This window comes from Mycobacterium sp. E183 (assembly GCF_001667735.1).
Taxonomy (GTDB): Bacteria; Actinomycetota; Actinomycetes; order Mycobacteriales; family Mycobacteriaceae; genus Mycobacterium.
This window is the reverse complement of the sequence record NZ_LZJN01000163.1, coordinates 1-23,502: the sequence shown is the minus strand read 5'-3', so window position 1 is coordinate 23,502 and position 23,502 is coordinate 1. Positions and strand designations below refer to the sequence as shown.

20 protein-coding genes are annotated in these 23,502 nt (G+C 70.3%); 12 read left to right on the top strand and 8 right to left on the bottom strand.

The features are described 5' to 3' along the window. The first annotated feature begins 12 nt into the window (after positions 1-12). The 3 genes from A5691_RS19285 to A5691_RS19275 all read left to right on the top strand — a co-directional run bounded on the left by A5691_RS19285 (position 13) and on the right by A5691_RS19275 (position 4,524). Positions 13-3,291 (top strand): error-prone DNA polymerase, encoded by a 3,279-nt coding sequence (locus A5691_RS19285; RefSeq protein WP_068266757.1) that lies wholly within the window; start codon positions 13-15, stop codon positions 3,289-3,291. A gap of 77 nt (positions 3,292-3,368) precedes the next feature. After that, on the top strand, positions 3,369-3,716 hold the full coding sequence (locus tag A5691_RS19280; RefSeq protein WP_067759992.1) for a hypothetical protein: 348 nt from the start codon (positions 3,369-3,371) through the stop codon (positions 3,714-3,716). A gap of 163 nt (positions 3,717-3,879) precedes the next feature. Continuing rightward, entirely contained in the window at positions 3,880-4,524 is a 645-nt protein-coding gene (locus A5691_RS19275) for a nitroreductase family protein (protein ID WP_067759988.1), read from the top strand. On the opposite strand, the gene A5691_RS19270 is transcribed toward A5691_RS19275, so the two are convergent. Next, on the bottom strand, positions 4,525-4,851 hold the full coding sequence (locus A5691_RS19270; RefSeq protein ID WP_068018651.1) for a YciI family protein: 327 nt from the start codon (positions 4,849-4,851) through the stop codon (positions 4,525-4,527). It abuts the gene before it with no gap. A gap of 36 nt (positions 4,852-4,887) precedes the next feature. Continuing rightward, positions 4,888-5,352, bottom strand: coding sequence for a tRNA (cytidine(34)-2'-O)-methyltransferase (locus A5691_RS19265; RefSeq protein ID WP_068018653.1), 465 nt, complete (start codon positions 5,350-5,352; stop codon positions 4,888-4,890). Positions 5,353-5,369: 17 nt separating this feature from the next. Here A5691_RS19265 and A5691_RS19260 point away from each other — a divergent pair, with 17 nt between their 5' ends. From A5691_RS19260 to A5691_RS19235, 6 genes are all read left to right on the top strand, one after another. Next, positions 5,370-5,975, top strand: coding sequence for a bifunctional 2-polyprenyl-6-hydroxyphenol methylase/3-demethylubiquinol 3-O-methyltransferase UbiG (locus A5691_RS19260; RefSeq protein WP_067759979.1), 606 nt, complete (start codon positions 5,370-5,372; stop codon positions 5,973-5,975). Between the two features lie 239 nt (positions 5,976-6,214). Then, positions 6,215-8,965 carry a sensor histidine kinase gene (locus A5691_RS19255; protein WP_067759998.1) on the top strand — a complete coding sequence of 917 codons (2,751 nt, stop codon included), beginning with the start codon at positions 6,215-6,217 and terminating at the stop codon, positions 8,963-8,965. After that, positions 8,962-9,360 carry a serine protease inhibitor gene (locus A5691_RS19250; protein ID WP_068018655.1) on the top strand — a complete coding sequence of 133 codons (399 nt, stop codon included), beginning with the start codon at positions 8,962-8,964 and terminating at the stop codon, positions 9,358-9,360. Before A5691_RS19255 ends, A5691_RS19250 begins: the two co-directional genes overlap by 4 nt. A gap of 6 nt (positions 9,361-9,366) precedes the next feature. After that, the gene (locus tag A5691_RS19245; protein ID WP_067760337.1) at positions 9,367-9,753 is read left to right on the top strand and encodes a DUF742 domain-containing protein; all 387 of its coding nucleotides are present in this window, start codon (positions 9,367-9,369) and stop codon (positions 9,751-9,753) included. After that, positions 9,734-10,330: an ATP/GTP-binding protein gene (locus tag A5691_RS19240; protein WP_067760335.1), complete on the top strand. Its 597-nt coding sequence runs from the start codon at positions 9,734-9,736 to the stop codon at positions 10,328-10,330. The genes A5691_RS19245 and A5691_RS19240 overlap by 20 nt, the downstream gene beginning before the upstream one ends. Continuing rightward, positions 10,327-10,878, top strand: coding sequence for a pentapeptide repeat-containing protein (locus A5691_RS19235; RefSeq protein ID WP_067760333.1), 552 nt, complete (start codon positions 10,327-10,329; stop codon positions 10,876-10,878). The genes A5691_RS19240 and A5691_RS19235 overlap by 4 nt, the downstream gene beginning before the upstream one ends. A 2-nt stretch (positions 10,879-10,880) precedes the next feature. On the opposite strand, the gene A5691_RS19230 is transcribed toward A5691_RS19235, so the two are convergent. The 3 genes from A5691_RS19230 to A5691_RS19220 form a co-directional block, all read right to left on the bottom strand. Next, on the bottom strand, positions 10,881-13,442 hold the full coding sequence (locus A5691_RS19230; protein WP_067887043.1) for an ATP-binding cassette domain-containing protein: 2,562 nt from the start codon (positions 13,440-13,442) through the stop codon (positions 10,881-10,883). A gap of 1 nt (position 13,443) precedes the next feature. After that, positions 13,444-16,089, bottom strand: a complete 2,646-nt coding sequence (locus A5691_RS19225) for an FHA domain-containing protein (RefSeq protein ID WP_068266754.1) — start codon at positions 16,087-16,089, stop codon at positions 13,444-13,446. Positions 16,090-16,217: 128 nt separating this feature from the next. Next, positions 16,218-17,426: an NADH:flavin oxidoreductase gene (locus tag A5691_RS19220; protein WP_067760327.1), complete on the bottom strand. Its 1,209-nt coding sequence runs from the start codon at positions 17,424-17,426 to the stop codon at positions 16,218-16,220. Positions 17,427-17,599: 173 nt separating this feature from the next. On the opposite strand from A5691_RS19220, the gene A5691_RS19215 reads away from it, so the two are divergent. Together A5691_RS19215 and A5691_RS19210 are read left to right on the top strand one after the other, a co-directional pair. Then, positions 17,600-18,445 (top strand): bifunctional methylenetetrahydrofolate dehydrogenase/methenyltetrahydrofolate cyclohydrolase, encoded by an 846-nt coding sequence (locus A5691_RS19215; RefSeq protein WP_068018660.1) that lies wholly within the window; start codon positions 17,600-17,602, stop codon positions 18,443-18,445. Beyond that, positions 18,442-18,723, top strand: coding sequence for a DUF3017 domain-containing protein (locus tag A5691_RS19210; protein WP_067760322.1), 282 nt, complete (start codon positions 18,442-18,444; stop codon positions 18,721-18,723). The genes A5691_RS19215 and A5691_RS19210 overlap by 4 nt, the downstream gene beginning before the upstream one ends. Here the strand turns inward: A5691_RS19210 and A5691_RS19205 are convergent. Beyond that, positions 18,720-19,226, bottom strand: a complete 507-nt coding sequence (locus A5691_RS19205) for a DUF732 domain-containing protein (RefSeq protein WP_067760320.1) — start codon at positions 19,224-19,226, stop codon at positions 18,720-18,722. The genes A5691_RS19210 and A5691_RS19205 overlap by 4 nt on opposite strands. A 294-nt stretch (positions 19,227-19,520) precedes the next feature. Here A5691_RS19205 and A5691_RS19200 point away from each other — a divergent pair, with 294 nt between their 5' ends. Continuing rightward, the gene (locus A5691_RS19200) at positions 19,521-20,951 is read left to right on the top strand and encodes an FAD-binding oxidoreductase (protein WP_068018662.1); all 1,431 of its coding nucleotides are present in this window, start codon (positions 19,521-19,523) and stop codon (positions 20,949-20,951) included. Positions 20,952-20,955: 4 nt separating this feature from the next. On the opposite strand, the gene A5691_RS19195 is transcribed toward A5691_RS19200, so the two are convergent. Next, positions 20,956-22,251, bottom strand: coding sequence for a PPE domain-containing protein (locus A5691_RS19195; protein WP_067887035.1), 1,296 nt, complete (start codon positions 22,249-22,251; stop codon positions 20,956-20,958). 172 nt (positions 22,252-22,423) lie between these two features. Continuing rightward, on the bottom strand, positions 22,424-23,502 hold a 1,079-nt coding region (locus A5691_RS19190; RefSeq protein ID WP_082961491.1), incomplete at its 5' end, for a TrkA family potassium uptake protein.

Genomic DNA, 23,502 nt, shown 5'->3' with positions numbered 1-23,502 from the left:
ATGCTTTCAGGTGTGGGCTGGTTTAATGGCCCGCCGAGCTGGGCGGAAATGGAGCGGGTGCTCGACAGCAAACCGCGCCATGCCGGCGTGCCGGTGGTGCCCGGGGAGGACGCCCCCCTCTCGCCCAAGCGCGGAACGTACCGGCCGCCGGACGGCGCCCGGGCGGCTCGCTCGTCCGTCCCCTATGCCGAGCTGCACGCGCATTCGGCGTTTAGCTTCCTCGACGGTGCCAGCACGCCGGAGGAGCTGGTCGAGGAGGCTTCCCGGCTGGGGCTGCGCGCGCTGGCGCTCACCGACCACGACGGGCTGTACGGGGCGGTGCGGTTTGCCGAGGCGGCCGCCGAGCTCGAGCTGCGCACCGTGTTCGGCGCCGAACTGTCGCTGGGGCCGGGCGCGCGCACCGAGACGCCGGATCCGCCGGGCCCGCACCTGCTGGTGCTGGCCCGCGGCCCGGAAGGTTACCGGCGGCTGTCGCGGCAGCTGGCCGCGGCGCACCTGGCCGGCGGCGAGAAGGGCAAGCCGCGCTACGACTTCGACGCGCTGACCGAGGCCGCAGGGGGGCACTGGCACATCCTGACCGGATGCCGCAAAGGCCATGTCCGCCAAGCGTTGTCACAAGGGCCGGAGGCCGCGGAGCGGGCGCTGGCCGACCTGGTGGACCGGTTCGGTGCGGACCGGGTCAGCATCGAGCTGACCCACCACGGCCACCCGCTCGACGACGAGCGCAACGCGGTGCTGGCCGGGCTGGCGCCCCGCTTCGGCCTCGGCGTCGTCGCCACCACCGGCGCGCATTTCGCGGGTCCGCCGCGGCGCCGGTTGGCCATGGCCATGGGCGCCATCCGGGCGCGGCAGTCCCTGGACACCGCCGCCGGATGGCTGGCCCCGCTGGGCGGTTCGCACCTGCGGTCCGGCGAGGAGATGGCCCGGCTGTTCGGGCAGCGGCCCGACGCGGTGACCGCCGCCGCCGAGCTCGGCGAGCAATGCGCGTTCGGGCTGGCGCTGATCGCCCCGCAGCTGCCGCCCTTCGACGTGCCCGCCGGGCACACCGAGGACAGCTGGCTGCGGCAGCTGACCATGGCGGGGGCACGCGACCGCTACGGGCCGGCCGACACCGCGCCGCGCGCGTACGCGCAAATCGAGCATGAGCTGAAAGTCATTGAGCGGCTCACTTTTCCGGGCTACTTCCTGGTGGTGCACGACATCGCCCGGTTCTGCCGGGAGAACAACATCCTGTGTCAGGGCAGGGGATCGGCAGCCAACTCCGCGGTCTGTTATGCCCTCGGTGTCACCGCAGTGGACCCGGTGGCCAACGAGCTGCTGTTCGAGCGGTTTTTGTCGCCCGCCCGCGACGGGCCACCCGACATCGACATGGACATCGAGTCCGACCAGCGCGAGAAGGTCATTCAGTACGTCTACGACAAATACGGCCGCGACTACGCCGCTCAGGTCGCCAACGTCATCACCTACCGGGGCCGGATCGCGGTGCGCGACATGGCCCGCGCGCTGGGCTTCTCCCAGGGTCAGCAGGACGCGTGGAGCAAGCAGATCAGCCACTGGAACGGGCTCGCCGATTCGCCCGACGTCGAGGGCATCCCCGAGCAGGTGGTCGACCTGGCCAACCAGATCCGGAACCTGCCGCGGCACATGGGCATTCACTCCGGTGGCATGGTGATCTGCGACCGCCCGATCGCCGACGTCTGCCCGGTGGAGTGGGCACGCATGGAGAACCGCAGCGTGTTGCAGTGGGACAAGGACGACTGCGCGGCAATCGGTTTGGTGAAGTTCGACCTGCTCGGGCTGGGCATGCTCTCGGCGCTGCACTACGCCATCGACCTGGTGGCCGAGCACAAGGGCATCGAGGTGGACCTGGCCCGGCTCGACCTCTCCGAGCCGGCGGTGTACGAGATGCTGGCCCGCGCCGATTCCGTCGGCGTGTTCCAGGTGGAGTCACGCGCGCAGATGGCCACGTTGCCCAGGCTCAAGCCGCGGATCTTCTACGACCTGGTGGTGGAGGTCGCGCTGATCCGCCCCGGCCCCATCCAGGGCGGCTCGGTGCACCCCTACATCCGGCGGCGCAACGGGCTGGACCCGGTGGTATACGACCACCCGTCGATGGAGCCCGCCCTGCGAAAGACGCTGGGGGTGCCGCTGTTTCAGGAGCAGCTGATGCAGCTGGCGGTCGACTGCGCCGGCTTCTCCGCCGCCGAGGCCGACCAGTTGCGCCGAGCGATGGGCTCCAAGCGCTCGACCGAGCGCATGCGCCGGCTGCGCGGCCGGTTCTACGAGGGCATGCGTGCGCTGCATGGCGCGCCCGACGAGGTGATCGACCGGACCTACGAAAAGCTGGAGGCGTTCGCCAATTTCGGCTTCCCGGAAAGCCACGCGCTGTCCTTCGCGTCGCTGGTGTTCTATTCGTCGTGGTTCAAGCTGCACCACCCGGCTGCGTTCTGCGCGGCGCTGCTGCGCGCGCAGCCGATGGGCTTCTATTCGCCGCAGTCGCTGGTGGCCGACGCGCGCCGGCACGGCGTGACCGTGCACGGCCCGGACGTCAACGCCAGCCTGGCCCACGCCACCCTCGAGAACGCGGGCACCGAGGTCCGCCTCGGGCTGGGCGCGGTGCGCCACATCGGTGACGACCTCGCCGAGCGGCTAGTCGGCGAACGAAAAGCCAACGGCCCGTTCGCTTCTCTGCTGGACCTGACCACCCGGCTACCGCTGTCGGTGCCGCAGACAGAGGCGCTGGCGACGGCCGGGGCGCTCGGCTGCTTTGCCATGTCGCGGCGCGAGGCGCTGTGGGCGGCCGGGGCGGCCGCCACCCAACGCCCGGACCGCCTGCCCGGCGTCGGCTCGTCGTCGCATGTCCCCGCGCTGCCCGGGATGAGCGAACTGGAGCTGGCCGCCGCCGACGTGTGGGCCACCGGAGTCTCCCCGGACAGCTATCCGACGCAGTTCCTGCGGGCGGACCTGGACGCGATGGGCGTGGTGCCCGCCGAGAAGCTGCTCGGCGTGCCCGACGGCGACCGCGTGCTGATCGCCGGCGCGGTGACCCACCGGCAGCGCCCGGGCACGGCACAGGGGGTGACGTTTCTCAACCTCGAGGACGAGACCGGGATGGTCAACGTGCTGTGCACGCCGGCGTTGTGGGCGCGGCACCGCAAGCTGGCCAACTCCGCGCCGGCGATGCTGGTGCGCGGCCAGGTCCAAAACGCCAGCGGCGCAGTCACCGTCGTCGCCGAGCGGCTGGGGCGCATCACCCTGGCGGTCGGCTCGAAGTCGCGCGATTTCCGCTAGAAAGCGACATCACCCATCCGTTTGCGTCGTAAACTATCGCCTCATCGCCGCGCGTCAGCCAGAAGCAGGGAGTCGAGATGAGATTCAAACGTAGTCGGCTTGGCGCTGCGATGCTGGGTTGTGTTGCGGCGCTTGCTCTTCCAACCGCGATTGCCAGCGCCGACCCGCCCGATCCGCACCAGCCCGACATGACGAAGGGCTTCTGCCCGGGCGGCCGATGGGGGTACGGCAACCTGGCCGTGTGCGACGGCGAGAAGTACCCCGACGGGTCGTTTTGGCACCAGTGGATGAAGACCTGGATCGTCGGCCCACAGTTCTACTACGACTGCGTCGGTGGCGACGAACCCCTGCCTGGCCCGCCGCCACCCGGAGGTTGCGGTGGGGCGATTCCGCCCGACCAGCCGGCCCCGCCGCCCCCGTCCTGACCTGACCCAGCGCGACGGAGACGACGGCGCCGCACGTGCACTCCGCTGCGGGATTTCGACCCAATTCCCACCGTGGATTCACGCTCGGTGCCTGAGGCGCCGGCCCGTCGGAAACCTCTTGCGCCAGTTCGCCGCTCATGGGCCCGCAGGTAGTCTCCAACACATGACCCTCAACCTGTCCGTCGACGAAGTCCTCACCACCACCCGCTCGGTCCGCAAACGCCTGGACTTCGACAAGCCGGTCGAACGCGACGTCTTGATGGAATGCCTCGACCTGGCGCTGCAGGCCCCCACCGGATCCAATTCGCAGGGTTGGCAGTGGGTGTTCGTCGAGGACGCGGACAAGAAGAAGGCGATCGCCGACGTCTACCTGAAAAACGCCCGGGCCTACCTGAGCTCACCCGCTCCCGAATACGCCGACGGGGACACCCGCGGGGAGCGGATGGGCAAGGTGCGCGACTCCGCGACCTACCTCGCCGAGCACATGCACGAGGCGCCGGTGTTGTTGATTCCCTGCATCTTCGGCCGGGAGGAGAAGCAGCCGCTGGGCGGCGTGTCGTTCTGGGCGTCGCTGTTCCCGGCGGTGTGGAGCTTCTGCCTGGCGCTGCGCTCCCGCGGGCTGGGGTCGTGCTGGACGACGCTGCACCTGCTCGGAGACGGTGAAAAGCAGGTCGCAGACGTGGTGGGCATCCCGTACGACGAGTACAGCCAGGGCGGGCTGTTCCCGATCGCCTACACCAAGGGCACCGACTTCCGCCCGGCCAAGCGGCTGCCCGCCGAGCAGCTCACCCACTGGAACACCTGGTAGTCAGGTCTGCAGAGGCCAAACCTCGACGACCCCGTGCGCGACCGCACACGGCGTCTGGCTGACGCGCTCGATCGCCGTGTCGAGATCGTCGGCCTCGATGACCGCGAATCCCGCGATCGGCAGAGCCGATCGGAGGAAGGGGCCCGGCTCGATCCGCACTCCGGCCCCCTCCGGATTGCGCACCTGGACGGGATCTCCGGCCCGGGCGACGAGCGCGCCGGACGCGCTGAGTTCGTCGTCGCGGGCGTGCGCGGCGTGTCTGCGGTGCGCGCTCAACTGGTGGTATCCGGCCTCGTCGCCGTAACCGATGGTGATGAAGGTAGGCATATCAATGCTGACTCCCGTCGGTCGCAGAACTCATCGCTAGAGCGCGCCCGGGTAACCCTGCTGCCGCCAGGCCTCGTAGACGGCGACGGCCGCGGCGTTGGACAGGTTCAGCGAGCGCCGCCCCGCCAGCATCGGGATGCGCACCTGCGCGGTGATGTGCTCGTCGGCCAGCGTCGCCGCGTCCAGTCCGGTCGGCTCGGGACCGAACAACAGGACGTCGCCCGGCCGGTAGCGGACGTCGGCGAACGAGGTGGGCGCGTGCGAGGTGAAGGCGATCACCCGCTCCGGCGACAGCGCCTCCCACGCGGCCGGCAGCGACGGATGCACCGTCACCGACGCCAGGTCGTGATAGTCCAGACCGGCCCGCCGCAGCTTGGGTTCGGACAGGTCGAAGCCCATCGGCTCGACCAGGTGCAATTCGCATCCGGTCGCCGCCGCCGTCCGGATGGCGTTGCCGGTGTTGGGGGCGATGCGCGGGGAGAAGAACATCAGCTTGAACACAACGCGATAATGGTCGCATGGTCGAGCAGAGCCTCTGGATGCGGAAAGTCGCTGCCGATCCGGGACATTCGCACTGGTACATCGAGCGGTTCCGCGCCATGGCCCGCGCCGGTGACGATCTGGCCGGCGAGGCGCGCTTCGTGGACGCGATGGCCCCGCGCGGCGCCCGCATCCTCGACGCCGGCTGCGGCCCCGGCCGGCTGGGCGGGTACCTGGCCGCCGCCGGTCACCAGGTCGTCGGCGTCGACGTCGACCCGGCGCTGATCGAAGCGGCCGAGCAGGATCACCCCGGGCCGCGCTGGCTCGTCGGCGACCTCGCCGAGCTCGACCTGCCCGCCCGCGGCATCGCCGAGCCGTTCGACGTGATCGTGTCGGCCGGCAACGTGATGACGTTCCTGGCGCCGAGCACGCGGCGCCGGGTGCTGGGCCGGCTGCGGGCCCACCTCGGGGACGACGGTCGGGCGGCGATCGGCTTCGGCGCGGGCCGCGACTACGGATTCGCCGAGTTCCTCGACGACGCGGCGGCCGCCGGGCTCGAGCCCGACCTGCTGCTGTCCACCTGGGACCTGCGCCCGTTCACCGATGAGTCGGATTTCCTCGTCGCCGTCCTGCGCCACGCCTAGCGGGTTTGCCAGGATCGTCGGCCCGCGCGCCGGTGCACCTTGGAGAGGCCTGTCTGCTCAGTACGGATTCTGGTGACCTGGGCCGCGGGCTGTCATACTCGTCGGATTGCCACGTTGACGCGCTCGCGCCCATCTGGCGTGGCACGGGTGGATAAAGCAGGAAGTCTCATGAGCCTCTCGTTTTCTCGAGCGCTGAGCATCAGCGCAGCGGCCGGTCGCGCGGCCGTGCCGACGTGACCATGTTCGCCCGCCCGGCCACCCCTGCCGAGGCGGTCCCCGAGTCCCCGCCGCCCGGCGCCGCCGAGTCGGCGCCGGCCAAACGCCCACCGGCCTGGTCGCTCAGCAACTGGCCGGTCCGGTGGAAGGTCCTGGCGATCGTGCTGGTGCCGCTGGTGCTGGCAACGGTCTTCGGCGGGCTGCGCATCCAGGGCGCAATGGCGAACTCGGCCGGGCTGCGGCTGGCCGCGGCCCGCGCCGACGTGGTCCCCGTGATCACCAAATACATGTCGGCCCTCGACGTCGCCCTGCTGGCGGGCAGCACCGGGCGCGACGTGGAGGGGGCCAAGAAGAACTTCGAGGCGCGCAAATACGAACTGGACACCCGGCTGCGCGACACCGACGTCAGCCCCGAAGTCCGGTCGGGGGTGACCAACCTGCTCGACGGCGGTCAGATGCTGGTGAACAAGGCGACCGACAACGGCCTGGGTTTGCGGGAGCGGGTGACCCTCTACGCCCCGATCCTGCTGACGGCCGAGGACGTCATCAACGCGTCGGTCCGCGTCGACGACGAGAAGGTCCGCGCCCAGACCCAGGGCCTGAGCCGTGCCGTCGGGGCCCGCGGGCAGATGACGATGCAGAAGATCCTCGTCACCCGGGGCGCCGACCTGCCCGAGCCGCAATTGCGGACCTCGATGATCACCCTGGCCGGAACCGAGCCGTCGACCCTGTTCGGGATGAGCGAGGTCCTCGGCGCCGGCTCGCCCGAAGCCAAGACGCTGCAGCAGCAGCTGGTGACCCGGATGGCGATCATGTCCGACCCGGCCAGCGTCCTCGTCGACAACGCCGACCTGCTGCGCTCGATACAGACCACCGACGACATCGCCGACCAGATCGTCAAGGACGCCACCGCGGCGGTGACGAAAACCGTGCACGCCCAGGCCGCAGACAGGCGCAATGCCGCCATCCTCGACGCCGTCCTGGTGCTGTCCGCCATCGTGATCGCGCTGATCGTGGTGCTGTTGGTGGCCCGCGCGCTGGTGCGGCCCCTGCGCGTCCTGCGCGACGGAGCCCTCAAGGTGGCCCACACCGACCTCGAGGAGGAGATCGCCCGGGTCAAGGCGGGCGGCGCCGAGCCGACGCCGCAGCCGCTGCCGGTGTACACCACGGAGGAGATCGGCCAGGTCGCCCACGCGGTCGACGAATTGCACACCCAGGCCCTGCTGCTCGCCGGCGACGAGGCCCGGTTGCGGCTGCTGGTCAACGACATGTTCGAGACCATGTCGCGGCGCAGCCGCTCGCTGGTCGACCAGCAGCTGTCACTCATCGATCGGCTGGAGCGCAACGAGGAGGATCCCGAGCGCCTGGACAGCCTGTTCCGGCTGGACCACCTCGCCGCCCGGCTGCGCCGCAACAGCGCCAACCTGCTGGTGCTGGCGGGCGCGCAGCTCGCGCGCGACCAGCGCGACCCGGTGCCGCTGTCGACGGTGCTGGGCGCCGCGGTCTCCGAGGTCGAGGACTACCGCCGCGTCGAGATCGCCGGGCTGCCCGACAACAGCACGCTGATCGGCGCCGCCGCCGGCGGCGCCATCCACCTGTTCGCCGAGCTGATCGACAACGCCCTGCGTTATTCGCCACCCGCGACGCCCGTGCGCGTCTCGGCGGCCCGCGGCGGCGACGGCGGAGTCGTGGTGCGGATCGCCGACTCCGGCCTGGGCATGAACGACACCGATCGGCGCATCGCCAACATGCGGCTGCAGGCCGGCGGCGAGGTCAGCCCCGACAACGCCCGCCACATGGGCCTGTTCGTCGTCGGCCGGCTCGCGGACCGGCACGGCATCCGGGTGGGGCTGCGCGGCCCGGCGGCCAACGAGGAAGGCTCGGGCACCACCGCCGAGATCTACCTGCCCCCAACGATTCTCGAGGGCTCGGCGCCGCAGGCCCGAGTCGCCCGGATCCGGGCGGTTTCGGCGCCCGGCGCGCAGCCCGCCGCCGCGGTCGCCGCGCCCGAGGAGGAACGCCGGCCCGAGCCGGCCCGCAACGCCCCCGCCGCGGCGCCGCCGGTCACGTTGCTGCCGCGCCGCAATCCCGGTTCCAGCGGCATCACCGTGGTGCCCGCCGAACCCGCCGAGCCGCTGCCGCAGCGGCGCGAACTGCCCACACCGTGGTGGGAGGGCGGGACCCCGGCGAGCGCCCCGGACGCCAAACCGGAGCCGAAGCCCGTCCGCGCTTCGGACACGTCGGCGTTCTTCGCCGCGCGGTCGCGGGAGGCGGACGAGCCGGCCGCGGCCGCCGACAAGCCGCCGAGCCCGGCGCCGAGCGCGCCCGCCCCGTCGATCCCGGCCGCGCCGAAGAGCGCAGCCGCTCCCGCTGACGACGACGTGATCTACCGGCGGATGCTGTCGGAGATGCTCGGTGATCCGCACGACCTGGTCAACAGCCCCGACCTGGACTGGCAGTCGGTGTGGGACCGCGGCTGGACGCTGGCCGCGGCGGCCGAGGACACGCCCGTCGAGTCGCGCACCGCCGAGCACGGCCTGCCGGTCCGTACGCCCGGTGCCCGGCTGGTGCCCGGCGCCGCCAATGGGACGGCCCGGCCCGACGAGGACGAGAGCCAAGAGCCCAACGGCGGCCTGCACTCCGGCCGCGAACCGCAGCACGCGGCCGCCGCCCGCGATCCCGAGGCGGTGCGAGCCTCGTTCAGCAGCCACTTCGGCGGCGTGCGCACTGGCCGGGTGCACGCCCGCGACACCCAGGGGCCAGAGCAGGAATGACCGCACCCGACAACTCCCTGGACTGGCTGGTGACGCGGTTCGCCCGCGAGGTCCCGGGCGTGGCGCATGCGCTGCTGGTCTCCGTGGACGGGCTGCCCATCGCCGCCAGCGAACATCTCCCGCGCGAGCGCGCCGACCAGCTGGCCGCGGTCGCCTCCGGCCTGGCCAGTTTGGCGGCCGGCGCCGCGCAGCTGTTCGAGGGTGGCCAGGTGCTGCAGTCGGTGGTGGAGATGCAGAACGGCTACCTGCTGCTGATGCGCGTCGGCGACGGCTCGCACCTGGCCACGCTCGCCGCGACGTCGTGTGACATCGGTCAGATCGGTTACGAGATGGCCATCCTGGTCGAACGGGTCGGGGGCGTGGTGCAGTCCACCCGCCGGTCCGGCGTCTCGTGAGCCGCGATGGACGAACGCGAGCCCCGGCACCTTGCTGAGCCGACCGCACGCCGAGGGAACCTGGTCCGCCCGTACACCCTGACGTCCGGGCGGACCGGCACCGACGTCGACCTTCCCGTGGAAGCCCCGATCCAGACGCTGCAGGCCGGGCTGGCTCACCGGTGGCCGCCCGACGACGCGAAAGGCAAGATCATTCAACTGTGCGTCGGCAGCCCGTCGGTCGCCGAGATCTCCGCACGGCTTGATCTGCCGCTCGGTGTCACGCGCGTCCTGGTCGGCGATCTGGTTTTGTCCGGCTACCTTCGGGTGCATAGGACGTTGTCCGAGCGTTCGACCAGAGATGAGCGCCACGAACTGATAGGAAGGACGCTGCGTGGCCTTAAGGCACTCTGAGGCGCACTCCGAGGTGTACTCCGATCCCGCCCACGCCTCGACGAAGATCGTCATCGCCGGCGGATTCGGTGCAGGCAAGACGACGTTCGTCGGCGCGGTGTCGGAGATCATGCCGTTGCGCACCGAGGCGATGCTCACCGACGCCTCGACCGCCGTCGACGCGCTGGAGGCCACCCCGGACAAGCGGACCACCACCGTCGCGATGGACTTCGGCCGGATCACCCTGGACGAGGACCTGGTGCTCTACCTGTTCGGCACGCCGGGTCAGCGCCGGTTCTGGTTCATGTGGGACGACCTGGTGCGCGGGGCCATCGGGGCGATCGTGCTGGTGGACTGCCGGCGCCTGGAGGACAGCTTCGCCGCAGTCGACTTCTTCGAGCACCGCAACCTGCCGTTCCTGATCGCGGTCAACGAATTCGACGGCGCGCCGCGCTATCCCGTCGCCGAGGTGCGCGAGGCGCTCACCCTGCCGGCGCACATCCCGGTGATCACGGTCGATGCACGGGATCGCCGGTCGGCGACCGACGCGCTGATCGCGGTGAGCGAATACGCACTGGCCAGCCTGACGGCGAATTGACCGAGCGGTGGGCCGACAAGGAACTCACCGGCCACGACTTCACCGACGAGGACCTCAGCCGGCTGGACACCGAGCGGGCCGTGTTCGACGAGTGCGACTTCAGCGGCGCCAACCTGGCCGAGTCCCGACACCGCGGGTCGGCGTTTCGCAATTGCACCTTCCGGCGAACCTCGTTGTGGCACAGCACCTTTGCGCAGTGCAGCATGCTGGGTTCGGTGTTCGTGCAGTGCCGGATGCGGCCGATCTCCTTCGACGAGGTCGACTTCACGCTCGCGGTGCTGGGCGGTAACGACCTGCGGGGCGTCGACCTGAGTGGCTGCCGGCTGCGAGAGGCCAGCCTGGTGGAGGCCGACCTGCGCAAGGCGGTGCTACGCGGTGCCGACCTGTCCGGTGCGCGGGCGACGGGCGCGCGGCTGGACGACGCCGACCTGCGCGGCGCGACCGTGGATCCCGCGTTGTGGCGGACCGCCTCGCTGACGGGTGCCCGCGTCGACGTCGGGCAGGCGGTGGCCTTCGCGGCGGCGCAAGGCCTGCGCCTGGACGGCTGACGTCACTGCTTGAGCCGGATGCGCCAGCGCACCACGGCGGCGTAGGTGACCGACAGCAGCGCGAGCATCCCCATGTCGAACAGCCAGGTGCCCGAGGTGTGCCGGAAGTGGCTGTCCCGCGGGCTCTGCGGGCCCGGCGCGACGGTCCACAGGTCGACCGTCGACGCCTGCGCGGCGTACCCCCACCGCGAGGGCACCCCCCAGGACAGCTGGTCGAGGAAGATCCGGTTGGTGACCGGCACCATCCCGCCGGACAGCACCATCTGCGCCATCAGTGACACCACCAGCAGCGGCATGATCTGCTCGTTGGAGCGCGCCAGCGCCGACAGCAGCAGGCCCAGCATCGCCGCGGCCACACAGGTCGCCGCGACCGCGACGAACAGTTCCAGGGTCGCGTTCCCGAGCAGCACGGCCGGCCGCTTCGGCGGGCCCTTGCCCACCACCACGATCGCGGTCGCGATCGCCGCCTGGACAACGGCGAACACGCAGAACACCGCGATCTTGGCCAACAGGTACGCGGTGGTCGACAGCCCGACCGCCTGCTCGCGCCGGAAGATCGGGCGCTCCCCGATCAGGTCGCGGATCGTCAGCGCGGTCCCCATGAACGCCGCGGCCATGGTGAGCAGGGTCAGGATCGTCCCGGCCTCGCCGGCGGACTCGCTGGTGGGGTCGGCGTAGCCGAAACCCGTGTGGCCGGGAACGGTCAGCGACAGCGCGCCCATGATGAACGGCAGCAGCGCCAGGAACACGAAGTAGGCGCGGTCGGCGACGACGAGGCGGACCTGGCGGCGGGCGATGGTGGAGAACTGGCGGCGCAGGCTGGTGCGCGGCGGGGCGCCGAGGTCGGCGGGCGCCTCCGTCTGGGCGGGCGGCGCGGGTTTGTTCTGCGCCAGGAAGCGCCGGTTGGCCTCGTCCGGGTCGGCGCCCACCTTCGCGAAGATCTGCGCCCAGTTCGTGGTCCCCATGGCCGCCCCGATCTGGTCGGGCGGCCCGAGGAACGCCGTCTTGCCGCCGGGCGCCATCAGCAGCACCTGGTCGCAGACCTCGAGGTAGGTCAGGGAGTGAGTGACCACCAGCACCACCCGGCCCGCGTCGGCCAGCTGGCGCAGCATCGTCATGACCTGCAGATCCAGCGCCGGGTCCAGGCCCGACGTCGGCTCGTCGAGGATCAGCAGCGACGGCCCGGTCAGCAGCTCGAGGGCCACCGAGGCGCGCTTGCGCTGCCCGCCCGACAGCTTGTCCACGCGGGTCTCCGCGTGCTGGGTCAGCCCCAGCTCGTCGAGCACCTGCGCGACGACCTGCTCGCGGTCGGCCTTGCTGGTGTCGGGCGGCAACCGCAGCTCGGCCGCGTAACCCAGCGCCTGGTTCACCGTGAGCTGGCGGTGCACCACGTCGTCCTGGGGCACCATCCCGATCCGGGTGCGCAGCGACGCGTACTCGGTGTGGATGTTGTGGCCCTCGAAGGTGACCACGCCGGAGGTCGGCGTCGCGTAGCCGGCGATCAGCCGCGACAGCGTGGTCTTGCCCGCGCCGGACCCGCCGATGAGGGCGGTCAGTGTGCCCGGCCGGCCCGTCAACGAGATCTTCTCGAGCAGGTTCTTGCCGTTGACGCTGAAGTCGACGCCGTTCACCTCCAGGCCGCCGGTGCGCGTCGCCGCCTCCTGGCGGCGCACCAGGATGCCGCCGGAGAACACCAGGTCGACGTTGCCGATGGTCACCACGTCGCCCTCGGACAGCACGGCGGACGCGGCCTTCACGCCGTTGACGAAGGTGCCATTGCTGCTGTTGGCGTCCCGGATCTCCGGGCCCGCCGGGGTCGTGGTGAGGAACGCGTGATGGCGCGACGCCAGCACGTCGTGGATGACGATGTCGTTGTCGAGCGCCCGCCCGATCCAGGCGGCGCGCCCCGGCCGCTCGGTCGGGCGGTGGGAATCCGGGCCCAGATTCTTCACCCGCGTGGTGGGGAACTCCGCCACCTGGCCGCTCACGCCGATCTGGGTGGGCGGACTCAAGTCGGGCCGCCCGCCAGATTGCGGCACCGACCGGGTCGCGGCGTCCGGCCGGACGATGGGAACGGCGGTGGTGCGCTGCGGGCCCGCCCAGGGGCGCGCGGGCGGCTGCTGGGCCGGGGGCTGTCGCGGCGGGGCCTGCGGTCGCGGTCCGGTCGACGGCGAGCCCGGCGGCTGCGCGTCGCTGGGCGGCGTGATCACCGGGATCGACTCCGTGGTGGGCGGAAGCATGCCCACGCTGCCTGTGTGGTGGCCGATCTCGAAGGTGATCCGTGGACCGTCGGGCTTGCCGATGTTGATGGTCTGGCCGTCTTCGATGTCCACCAGCGGCACCCGCTGGCCGTTGACGTAAACCCCGTTCAACGAATTGTTGTCAAGCGCAATCCATTTGCCGCGATCGAAGCGCAGCAGCAGGTGCGAGCGGGCGATCAGCGGGTGTGCGACCCGCAGGTCCGCCCGCAGGTCGCTGCCGACGACGACGTCGCGGCCGGCCGCGAAGCTGCCCTTCGATCGGTCGGATCGAACGGTCAGGACGGGCCCGGCGGCTTGGGTCATCTCAGCGTTTCAGCCGGATGTGCCACCGCACGAAGCCGGTGTAGGCGACGGACAGGAACGCCAGCATCGCCATGTCGAACACGAAGATGTGTTTCGAGTGCTGCCAGATCGGGTCGTTGGTCGGGATCTGTTTGACCTTGACCAGCGACGGAAAGTCGATCGACGAGGCACCTGCGGCGTAGCCCCACCGGGCCGGTGTCAGCCACGCGAGCTCCTCGAGGCCGAAGCGCTGGTAGACGGGGATCATGCCGCTGGAGAACACCAGCTGCGACATGATCGACACCACCAGCAGCGGCATGATCTGTTCGTTGGACTGGGCCAAGGCCGACAACAGCAGGCCCAGCATCGCCGAAGCCACGCACGTCCCGGCGACCGTGACGAACAGCGAGAAGGTGGAGTTCCCGAAGAATGGCGGGTGCGCCGTCGGCGCGCCCTTGCCCAGCCGCACGATGATGGTCGCGATCGCCGCCTGCAGCGTCGCGAAGACACAGAACACCGCGATCTTGGCGAGCAGGTACGCGGTGGTGGACAGGCCGACGGCCTGCTCGCGCCGGAAGATCGGGCGCTCGCCGATCAGGTCGCGAATGGTCAGCGCGGTGCCCATGAAGACGGCGCCGATGTTCAACAGGACCATGATGTACTGCGGCTGCGTCGGCGCGGGGCCGAGCGGGTCGGCCGGGCCAAGGCCGGGATGCGGGCCCTTCACGGTCAGCGACAACGCCCCGATGAGGAACGGCAGGATCGCCAGGAAGATGGTGTAGCCGCGGTCGGATACGACCAGGCGGACCTGGCGGCGAGCGATCGTGGACAGCTGCCGCCACAGGTCGGTCTTCGGCGGCTCGCCCAGGTCGGCCGGGCTTTGCGGGGAGGGCGGCCGGGACGAATGCTGATCGCGCTCCTTGAACCGGCGGTTGGCCTCGTCCGGGTCGGCGCCCACCTTGGCGAAGATGTCGGCCCAGTTGCGGGTGCCCATGGCCGCCTCGACCTGGTCGGGCGGGCCGCAGAAGGCGGTCTTGCCGCCCGGCGCGATCAGCAGGATCTGATCGCAGACGTCCAGGTACGAGACCGAGTGGGTCACCACCAACACCGTGCGGCCGGCGTCGGCGAGCTGGCGCAGCATCAGCATGACCTGACGGTCCAGCGCCGGGTCCAGACCGGACGTCGGCTCGTCGAGGAGCAGCAGGGACGGCTGGGTGAGCAGCTCGAGGGCCACCGAGGCCCGCTTGCGCTGGCCACCGGACAGCTTGTCGACCCGGGTCTCGGCGTGCTTGGTCATGTCCAGTTCTTCGAGGACCTGGGCGACGACCTGAGCCCGCTCGGCCTTGCTGGTGTCGGGCGGCAACCGCAGCTCGGCGGCGTAGTTCAGGGCCTGGTTGACGGTCAACTGCCGGTGCACGACGTCGTCCTGCGGAACCATCCCGATCCTGCTGCGCATGGTCGCGTACTCGGCGTGGATGTCGTGGCCTTCGAAGGTCACCGAGCCCGACGTGGGGCTGGTGTAGCCCACGATCACCCGCGACAGCGTGGTCTTGCCGGCACCCGAGCCGCCGATGATGGCCGTCAGCGTGCCGGGCCTCGCGGTCAGCGTGATGTGGTCGAGCAGTTGCTTGTTCTGGTCGACGGTGAAGCAAACGGAGTTGACCTCCAGGCCGCCGGAACGGGTCGCGGCCTCCGTGCGCCGCAGCAACTCGCCCCGGGTGAACACCAGGTCGACGTTGCCGATGGTGACCACGTCGCCCTCGGTCAGCACCGCGGACCCGACCCGCACGCCGTTCACGAAGGTCCCGTTGACGCTGTGCGCGTCGCGGATCTCGGTGCCCAGCGGCGTCTGGGTCAGGAACGCGTGATGGCGGGACGCGAGGACGTCCTGGATGACGACGTCGTTGTCGGTGGCCCGGCCGATCGTCAGCGCGCCGGAGGGCTTCTGCAGCGCCCCGGACCGCGACGGCATGAGCGCCTGGAACATCTTCGTCGCCAGGTTGGCCACCTCGGGCGGCTTGGCGGCCGAGCGGCTCAGCTCGGTCTGCGGCGACGCCACCCCGGCGATCTTGGGCTGCGGCGGCGGGAAGTTGGGCGGCGGCGGCGCGGCCGGCGCGCGCCCGCCGCCCGCATACATCGGTTGCCCGGGCGGGGCGGGACGCGGCCCCGGCGGGCCGGGGTGCGGCCGCCGTGACGGCGACGCCCAGTTGGGTGCGGGGCCCGCCGGACCGGGCGGGGGACCGGGCGGGGCGGCGACGGGTGGGCCGGCCGGCGCGGCCGACCACGCCGTCCCGGACGGATGCGCGGCCACCGGGATGCCCATCGATTCGGTTTGCGGGGGGCGCCCCGCCATCCCCTGGTGCCGCCCGACCTCGAACATCAGCTGCGGCCCGTCCGGGTTCCCGATGTTGAGGCACTGACCGTCGTGGATGTCGACGACCGGCACCCGCCGGCCGTTCACGAAAGTGCCGTTGAGCGAACCGTTGTCGATCGCCAGCCACCGGCCCTGGTCGAAGCGCAGCAACAGGTGCGCGCGGGAGATGAGCGGGTGGGTGATGCGCATGTCGGCGCGCAGATCCCGCCCGACCACGACGTCGTGACCGGCGGCAAAGGTGCGTTCTGACCCGTCATAACGAACGGTCAGGACGGGCGGGGCTGGTGCACTCATCGAACCAACTGTATCGCGTGAAACCAAGGCGACCCTGAGCCCCAAATGTGCGTATGCGGGGCCGCTCTCGTCAGCGCGCTGGGTCGGATTGCCCGCTTCCTCCTCACGCCGCTATGCGGCGCGCATCGTCAGCGCGCTAGCAGATCGGGGGCGCCCGTGACCACGCACTGGGTGCGGGTGTAGATGGTGGCCATGCACTTGTTGCAGTGCGTGCACGCGGAATGCACGCTGTGCGCGGCACCATCGGCGGAGATCCGGTTGATCAGGTCGGGCTCGGCCAACAGCGCCCGGCCCATCGCGACGAATTGGAACCCCTCCGCCATCGCCAGGTCCATGGTTTCCCGGTTGGTGATGCCGCCGAGCAGGATCAGTGGCATCGTCAGCTCGGCGCGGAACAGCTTGGCGTGCCGCAACAAATAGGCCTCGCGGTAGGGGTACTCGCGCAGGAACTTCTTGCCCGTCATGCGCATGCCCCAACTCAGCGGCGGCTTGAACGCCGCGGCGAACTCCTTGAGCGGCGCGTCACCGTGGAAGAGGTACATCGGGTTGACCAGGGAGCTGCCCGCGGTGAGTTCGATCGCGTCCAGCCCGCCGTCGTCCTGCAGCCACTTGGCGGTGGTCAGCGATTCCTCGATGGAGATTCCGCCGCGGACGCCGTCGGTCATGTTGAGCTTGGCGGTGACCGCGATCGGCGTGCCCTCCTTTTCCACCGCGCGGCGCACGGCCATGACGATGGCGCGGGCCACCTTCGCACGGTTCTCCAGCGATCCGCCGAACTCGTCGGTGCGGCGGTTGATCAGCGGCGACAAAAACGAGCTGGCCAAGTAGTTGTGGCCCAAGTGGATTTCGACCGCGTCGAAGCCGGCCTCGATGGCCAGCCGCGCCGCGTTGGCGTGCCCCTCGATGACGTCGTCGATGTCCTCACGGCTCGCCTTCTTGGCGAACCGCATCCCGATGGGGTTGAAGAACCGCACCGGGGCCAGCGCCCTGGCCTTGTTGGTCTTGGCGTTGGCGACGGGACCGGCGTGGCCGATCTGCGCGCTCACCGCCGCGCCCTCGGCGTGAATCGCGTCGGTGAGCCGGCGGAATCCGGGCACCGCCTCCGGCCGCAACCAGATCCCGTTGCCCTCGGTGCGGCCGCCGGGGGAGACGGCGCAATAGGCGACGGTCGTCATGCCCACGCCGCCCGCGGCGGGCAGCCGGTGGTATTCGATCAGGTCGTCGGTCACCAGGGTGTCGGGCGTGCGGGCCTCGAAGGTGGCCGATTTGATGGTGCGGTTGCGCAGCGTGATCGGGCCGAGCTTGGCCGGGCTGAACACGTCCGGAGGGGTTGACATATCCGGAGCTTAATGGCGGCCGCAAGCCCGGCGAAGCCACCTTCCCGCTCCGCGACACATAACCAGTGGCGACGACTCGCCGATTCCGCTCGCACTGGGTTATGTCTCGCGATGCGCCTGCAGGACGGGTTGCCGTCGACGTAGGAGTCGCCCGCCGTGCCAGACTGTCAGGCGTGGGCGCAATCACACTGGACGGCAAGGCCACCCGCGACGAGATCTTTGTCGACCTCAAACAACGGGTCGCCGCCCTGACCGCGTCGGGCCGCACCCCCGGGCTGGGCACCATCCTGGTCGGTGACGATCCCGGGTCGCAGGCCTACGTCCGGGGCAAGCACGCGGACTGCGCCAAGGTCGGGATCACGTCGATCCGCCGGGACCTGCCCGCCGACATCAGCACCGCGACGCTGGAAGAAACCATCGACGAGCTGAACGCGAACCCAGACTGCACCGGTTACATCGTGCAGTTGCCGTTGCCGAAACATCTCGACGAGAACGCGGCCCTGGAGCGGGTCGACCCGAATAAGGACGCCGACGGTCTGCACCCGACGAACCTGGGCCGGTTGGTGCTCAGCGTTCCGGCGCCGCTGCCGTGTACCGCCCGCGGGATCGTGCACCTGCTGCGCCGCTACGACGTCGAGATCGCCGGGGCGCATGTGGTGATCATCGGCCGCGGTGTGACGGTCGGCCGCCCGCTGGGGCTGCTGCTGACGCGCCGTTCCGAGAACGCCACGGTGACGTTGTGCCACACCGGGACTCGCGATCTCGCCGCGTACACGAGGCAGGCGGACATCGTGGTGGCCGCCGTCGGGGTGCCGCACATGCTGACCGCCGACATGGTGCGCCCGGGCGCCGCGGTCGTCGACGTGGGCGTCAGCCGAACCGAGAACGGGTTGGCCGGCGACGTGCACCCCGACGTGTGGGAGGTGGCCGGGCACGTGTCGCCGAACCCCGGCGGTGTCGGCCCGTTGACCCGGGCGTTCCTGCTGAGCAACGTCGTCGAGCTCGCCGAACGGGCATGAGCGCGCGGTCCGTGGTCCGGGCCCAGTGGCCAATCCTGCTGGTGGGCTTGACTTTCGCCACCGCACTCGCACTGGTCGGGGCCAACTTCTGGCGGCGCGGTTCGCTGCTGATCGGCATCGGCGTCGGCCTGGCGGCCGCGCTGCGGCTGGTGCTCTCCGACGAGCGGTCCGGCCTTCTGGTGGTGCGCAGCAAGGGAATCGACTTCGTCACCACCGCGACCGTCGCCGCGGCGATGGTCTATATCGCGTGGACCATCGACCCGCTGGGCACCGGTTAGATACCCGGCACGGCCGGGATCTGCCGCGGCAGTCCGGGCACTTGCCCGGCCATTCCGGGTAGCTGCCCCGCCATGCCGGGCAGTTGTCCCCCCATGCCGGGCATGCCCGGCATCTGCGGGACGGACAGATTGCCACTGGCCAGGTTCGCCATCTGCTCGGGACAGTAGGTCTGTATCGCGATCGTGGTGAACATCCGCGCCATGGCGGGTGACATGCCCCGGCCGGAGACGCTGGACGCGGCCGCGGCGAAGTTGCCGCCCGGCTGGGAGAGCATCGGGCAGATGGACTGGCCCACGGACATCGCGTTCCCGGGTTCGCCGAAGTCGATGCCGGCGTGGTTGAGCGCGTCGATGAAGTTGTCGTCGGGATTGTCCGCCCGCACCGGCGCGGCCAGCGCCGACGCCGCGGTGAGCAGGGCGGCGGCCGCGGCCAGCAGACGAACGGTCAGGGGCTGGTTCCGAAAGACCCCGATCCAGCGGTTCGTTCGTCCCTGTGCCTTCATGCGGCCTCCCCCTCGGTCGTGGAGTGCGCCGGATGCACTCGAATCACGTTGTGAACTCTGAGCTATCACTGTCACGTTTGCGACACGGTGGGGTAAAGGTTCGCACAAATAAGCGTTTTGTGGCCCGGTGGCGGCCGCGGCGTCGATTATTGCGCCGCGTGCCTCGTCAAGCCGCTCGACGGATCGATTCCACACTGTGATCTGACACGGGCGCCGGTGCCGCGCTTTTGCGTGAGAAATGTTTAAGAATCTCCGCACATGACGACTAATCGCAGCCGTCCCCTGGACCCGTCCTTGCAGCGCGGCATCTCGCGCCAGGCGTTTCTACGCAGCGCCGTCGGAATGTTGGCCACCGGCGCCGTTTTCGGCACCTCGCGCGCGGCCGCCGACCCCCCGGCCGGTTGGGGCGGCCTGGCGTCCTCCATCGGCGGCAGCGTCGTGCTGCCCGCCAACAGTGCCCAATTCTCAACCAGCAAAAAGGTTTTCAACTCGTTTTACGACAGTTCCTCTCCCGCTGCGGTGGTGACGGTTTCGTCACAGGCGGATGTGCAGAAGGCGATCGCGTTCGCGACGGCCAACAACCTCAAGATCGCGCCCCGCGGCGGCGGACATTCCTACGTCGGTGCGTCCGCCGCGAACGGCACGATGGTGCTGGACCTGCGTGGACTTCCCGGTGGCGCCAACTTCGACGGCAACAACCTCACCGTGACCCCCGCGACCACCCTGTACGCCATCCACCAGGCGTTGACCGGTGCCGGGCGCGCGATCCCCAGCGGCACCTGCCCCACCGTCGGCGTCGCGGGGCTCGCTCTCGGTGGCGGCATCGGGCCCGACACCCGGCACGCGGGCCTGACCTGTGACGCGCTGCAGTCCGCCACGGTGGTGTTGCCCAGCGGGGACGTGGTAACGGCTTCCGCCAACGACAACCCGGATCTGTTCTGGGCGCTCCGGGGCGGCGGCGGCGGCAATTTCGGCGTGACGACGTCGATGACGTTCTCCACCTTCGCCACCTCGGACAGCGATGTCGTGCGGCTCGACTTCCCGCCCGCGTCGGCCACGCAGGTGCTGGTCGGGTGGCAGTCCTGGCTCAACGGCGCGGACCGAAACACCTGGGGCATCGTGGATCTCATGATCGGCTCCGCCCCGAACTGCCACGTGCTGGCGACCTGTCCCGCGGGAGCGGGCTCGGGCGTGGCCGACGCGATCAAGTCCGCGGTGGGGGTGGCGCCGACCGCCGTGTCGAACAAGACGATGAACCGCACGGATCTGGTGATGTTCCTGGCCGGCGGCAGTTCCAACCCTCCGGCGCGCTCGTTCGTGGCCGGGTCGGACGTCATCGGCCCGGTGGATTCCGCTGCGGCGCACGCGATTGCCACCGCGATCGGGCAGTGGCCCGCCGGCGCCGGACAGGCGTCGGTCCTCGTCGACCCCCTCGGTGGTGCCGTCGCCGACGTGGCCCCGGGCGACACCGCGTTCCCGTGGCGCAATCAGTCGGCGGTTCTGCAGTGGTACGTCGAACCCACGGGCAGCCAGGTCGCCGCCGCGAACACCTGGCTGACCTCCGCACACCAAGCGGTGCAACAGATCTCGGTCGGGGGATACGTCAATTACCTGGAGGCCAACGCCGCCCCGGCGCGTTACTTCGGCTCGAACCTGTCCCGGCTGACGACCGTGCGGCAGAGGTACGACCCGAACCGGATCATGTTCTCCGGGCTGAACTTCTAACGGTTCAGCGCCCCAGCAGACGATTTCTCTGCTCGATGTATTCCTCGTCGGAGATCAACCCCTCGTCGCGCAGCCTGGCGAACTCGCGGATCTCGGCGGCGATCCCCGTCACCACGGTGCGCGGCTCGTCCTCCGCGGGCCCTTCTTCCGCCTTTTCCGCGCCAGTGGACTGGCGGCCGACCGGTTCCGCGGCGAACGGCACGCGGACACGGTTACCCGCGAACGCCTCGCGGATGGCGCGTCCGGCCGTGCCGGCCAGGGCGATCTCGCCGAACGTGCTCTCGAGGCTCGGCGCCGCGACGGCCGCAGCGGCGGGCGCGGCCGGGAGCGCCAACGCGATCGGGCGTACCGCCGGGGTCGCCGCCGCCCAGGTGGGTGGAACGGAAAGGCGGCCGATTGAGTCGGACTCGCCGAGACCGGCGGACACCGTGCGCGACAACACATTCGGCGTGGCCACCGCGTCTGGCGGCGTCACTGACCTGACTATCGACAGGGGCGCGCCGTTCGCATCCCAGTCGCTGACGATGTCGTCCGTGTGCAGACCGGTTTCCGCGCCGACGAGGTCGATGGGCATCGACACCGCTCCCAGTGGGGCCAGCGGGGCGTCGACACCGTAGGCGATCGCGTCGGCGCCGACGTTGATCAGGTCCAACGGTGTGTTCACCCCCAGCGCGGACGCCGCGCCGCCCGCCGCCCCGGTCGTCGAGGCCGCCGACCCGGCGGGCAGCTCGGCGGCCTGGCTCAGCGCGCTTGCCTGCGTAGCCGATCCGACGGGGTCGGTGTTCTGCTGGGGCGGGGTGAATGGCGTCAGCTGGGTGGCCGCCGCCGCTGACCCCGCGTAGCCGTACATTGCCACCGCATCTTGCGCCCACATCTCGCCGTATTGGGCTTCGGTGGCGGCGATCGCGGGGGTGTTCTGCCCCAACAGATTCGTGGCGACCAGCGCCGCGAGCAGGCTGCGGTTGGCCGCGACCTCCGGCGGCGGCACCGTCGCCGCGAACGCGGCCTCGTAGGCGGCGGCGGCCGAAGTGGCTTGCGCAGCGGTCTGCTCCGCCTGCGCGGCGGTGCCGCTCAACCACGCCACGTAGGAGTTGGCGGCGGCGGCCATCATCACCGATGACGGCCCCAGCCACGGTCCGGCGGTAAGACCCGAAACCACCGATTCATACGAGCTGGCCGTCGAATGCAATTCCGCCGCAACCGCTTCCCATGCCGCGGCGGCGGCAAGCATCGGCCCCGACCCCGGACCGGCATACATCAGGCCCGAGTTGACTTCGGGCGGTAGCGTCGCAAAATCCATTACGGGTGCCTATTCAGCCGACCGGAGGATGCCTGCACCGATGCCGATCGTGCGAATTGTGGACGACAAAGCCTTTCCCCCTGCATGATTTGCTGTTGATGCGCGGCGGCCCTGCGCCGCGCGGTCGCGACCCGGGCTTGCGGCCCGCGGGTCGACCAACGTTGTGCTGTGGTCAATGGCTGGCTATACCGCGCGCTCCTCTGATCGGTTCCAGGCGGCGAACGTTGTCTTCATTCGAAACCGCTGCTGGTTCGTCGCAACCGCAATCACGATCAGCCTGTTGGTCATCCGTGATCGGCTGGGGCGCGGGCTGCCCCTTGCGGAGGGTAGCGATGAGCTCCCGGTACGGACCGACCAGGTAGACGGTGTCACCGGCGCTTAGCCGGGAATCGCGGCGCGGGTGCAGCCGAACCGGGGCGTCGTCGCGGGTGACCGCGATCACCCGCGTTTGCGTAGACACCTCGAACATCTGCAGACCGTCGAGTTCGCTACCGGCCTGCACATACATCCCGCCGATCAGAAAGGACCGGTTCCCCACCGAGAACGTCCCGAGCACCTGCAGGCCCATTGCCGCGCCGATGAACCAGGGCGCGGCCAGTTCGACTGTGGAACGGACGTTTTCGAATCCGAACCGCTGCGCGACCGCCGAGCCCAGGTCGTGGTCGTACACCCTCAACACGAGCGGAACCTTGCTCCACCGGTTGCCGACGGGTGCCGGTTCGGAACCCAACATCTCGCGGACCACGATTCCCGTCTCGATGTTGACCATGTCGTCTCGGGTCAGCACCGCCACCGCCCGAGCGGTGTCCACCCGGGCGGCTTCCATCGTCTGGCGCAATGTCGCGTCCCCGAAGATAACCGGCACGTCGAGGTCGGCCGTCGTCGACAGGAAGGGGTTGTTCGGGTCGCGCTCGATCACCGCCACGTCGTAGCCCGCGTCGGTCAGGTCGGTCACGACCCGGACCCCCAGCGCGCTCAACCCCACCACGATGATGTGGTTGCGCAGGTGTCGCGCCCGCGGGCGGGCGGACAACGTGAGGAATCGGCGCGACAGCAGCACATCGGCGATGAAGGCGACCAGCAATGCGGTGGTGGTGACGCCGGCCAACATCAGCACTGCGGCGTACAGGCGCAGCCAGGTCGGCTGTTTGGCGAAGCTGAAGTCGCCGTATCCGGTCGTGGTGATCGTCTCGTTGGTGAAGTAGAAAGCGTCGGTCCAGGACATGCCTGGGTGGGTGTAGGAAAAGTGCA

What these genes read in the sequence shown, in the direction of transcription:
- A5691_RS19280 (WP_067759992.1), top strand. Translation starts at nt 3,369, where the DNA reads ATGAGATTCAAACGTAGTCGGCTTGGCGCTGCGATGCTGGGTTGTGTT.
- A5691_RS19275 (WP_067759988.1), top strand. Translation starts at nt 3,880, where the DNA reads ATGACCCTCAACCTGTCCGTCGACGAAGTCCTCACCACCACCCGCTCG.
- A5691_RS19270 (WP_068018651.1), bottom strand. Translation starts at nt 4,851, where the DNA reads ATGCCTACCTTCATCACCATCGGTTACGGCGACGAGGCCGGATACCAC.
- A5691_RS19260 (WP_067759979.1), top strand. Translation starts at nt 5,370, where the DNA reads ATGGTCGAGCAGAGCCTCTGGATGCGGAAAGTCGCTGCCGATCCGGGA.
- A5691_RS19255 (WP_067759998.1), top strand. Translation starts at nt 6,215, where the DNA reads ATGTTCGCCCGCCCGGCCACCCCTGCCGAGGCGGTCCCCGAGTCCCCG.
- A5691_RS19250 (WP_068018655.1), top strand. Translation starts at nt 8,962, where the DNA reads ATGACCGCACCCGACAACTCCCTGGACTGGCTGGTGACGCGGTTCGCC.
- A5691_RS19245 (WP_067760337.1), top strand. Translation starts at nt 9,367, where the DNA reads ATGGACGAACGCGAGCCCCGGCACCTTGCTGAGCCGACCGCACGCCGA.
- A5691_RS19230 (WP_067887043.1), bottom strand. Translation starts at nt 13,442, where the DNA reads ATGACCCAAGCCGCCGGGCCCGTCCTGACCGTTCGATCCGACCGATCG.
- A5691_RS19225 (WP_068266754.1), bottom strand. Translation starts at nt 16,089, where the DNA reads ATGAGTGCACCAGCCCCGCCCGTCCTGACCGTTCGTTATGACGGGTCA.
- A5691_RS19220 (WP_067760327.1), bottom strand. Translation starts at nt 17,426, where the DNA reads ATGTCAACCCCTCCGGACGTGTTCAGCCCGGCCAAGCTCGGCCCGATC.
- A5691_RS19210 (WP_067760322.1), top strand. Translation starts at nt 18,442, where the DNA reads ATGAGCGCGCGGTCCGTGGTCCGGGCCCAGTGGCCAATCCTGCTGGTG.
- A5691_RS19205 (WP_067760320.1), bottom strand. Translation starts at nt 19,226, where the DNA reads ATGAAGGCACAGGGACGAACGAACCGCTGGATCGGGGTCTTTCGGAAC.
- A5691_RS19195 (WP_067887035.1), bottom strand. Translation starts at nt 22,251, where the DNA reads ATGGATTTTGCGACGCTACCGCCCGAAGTCAACTCGGGCCTGATGTAT.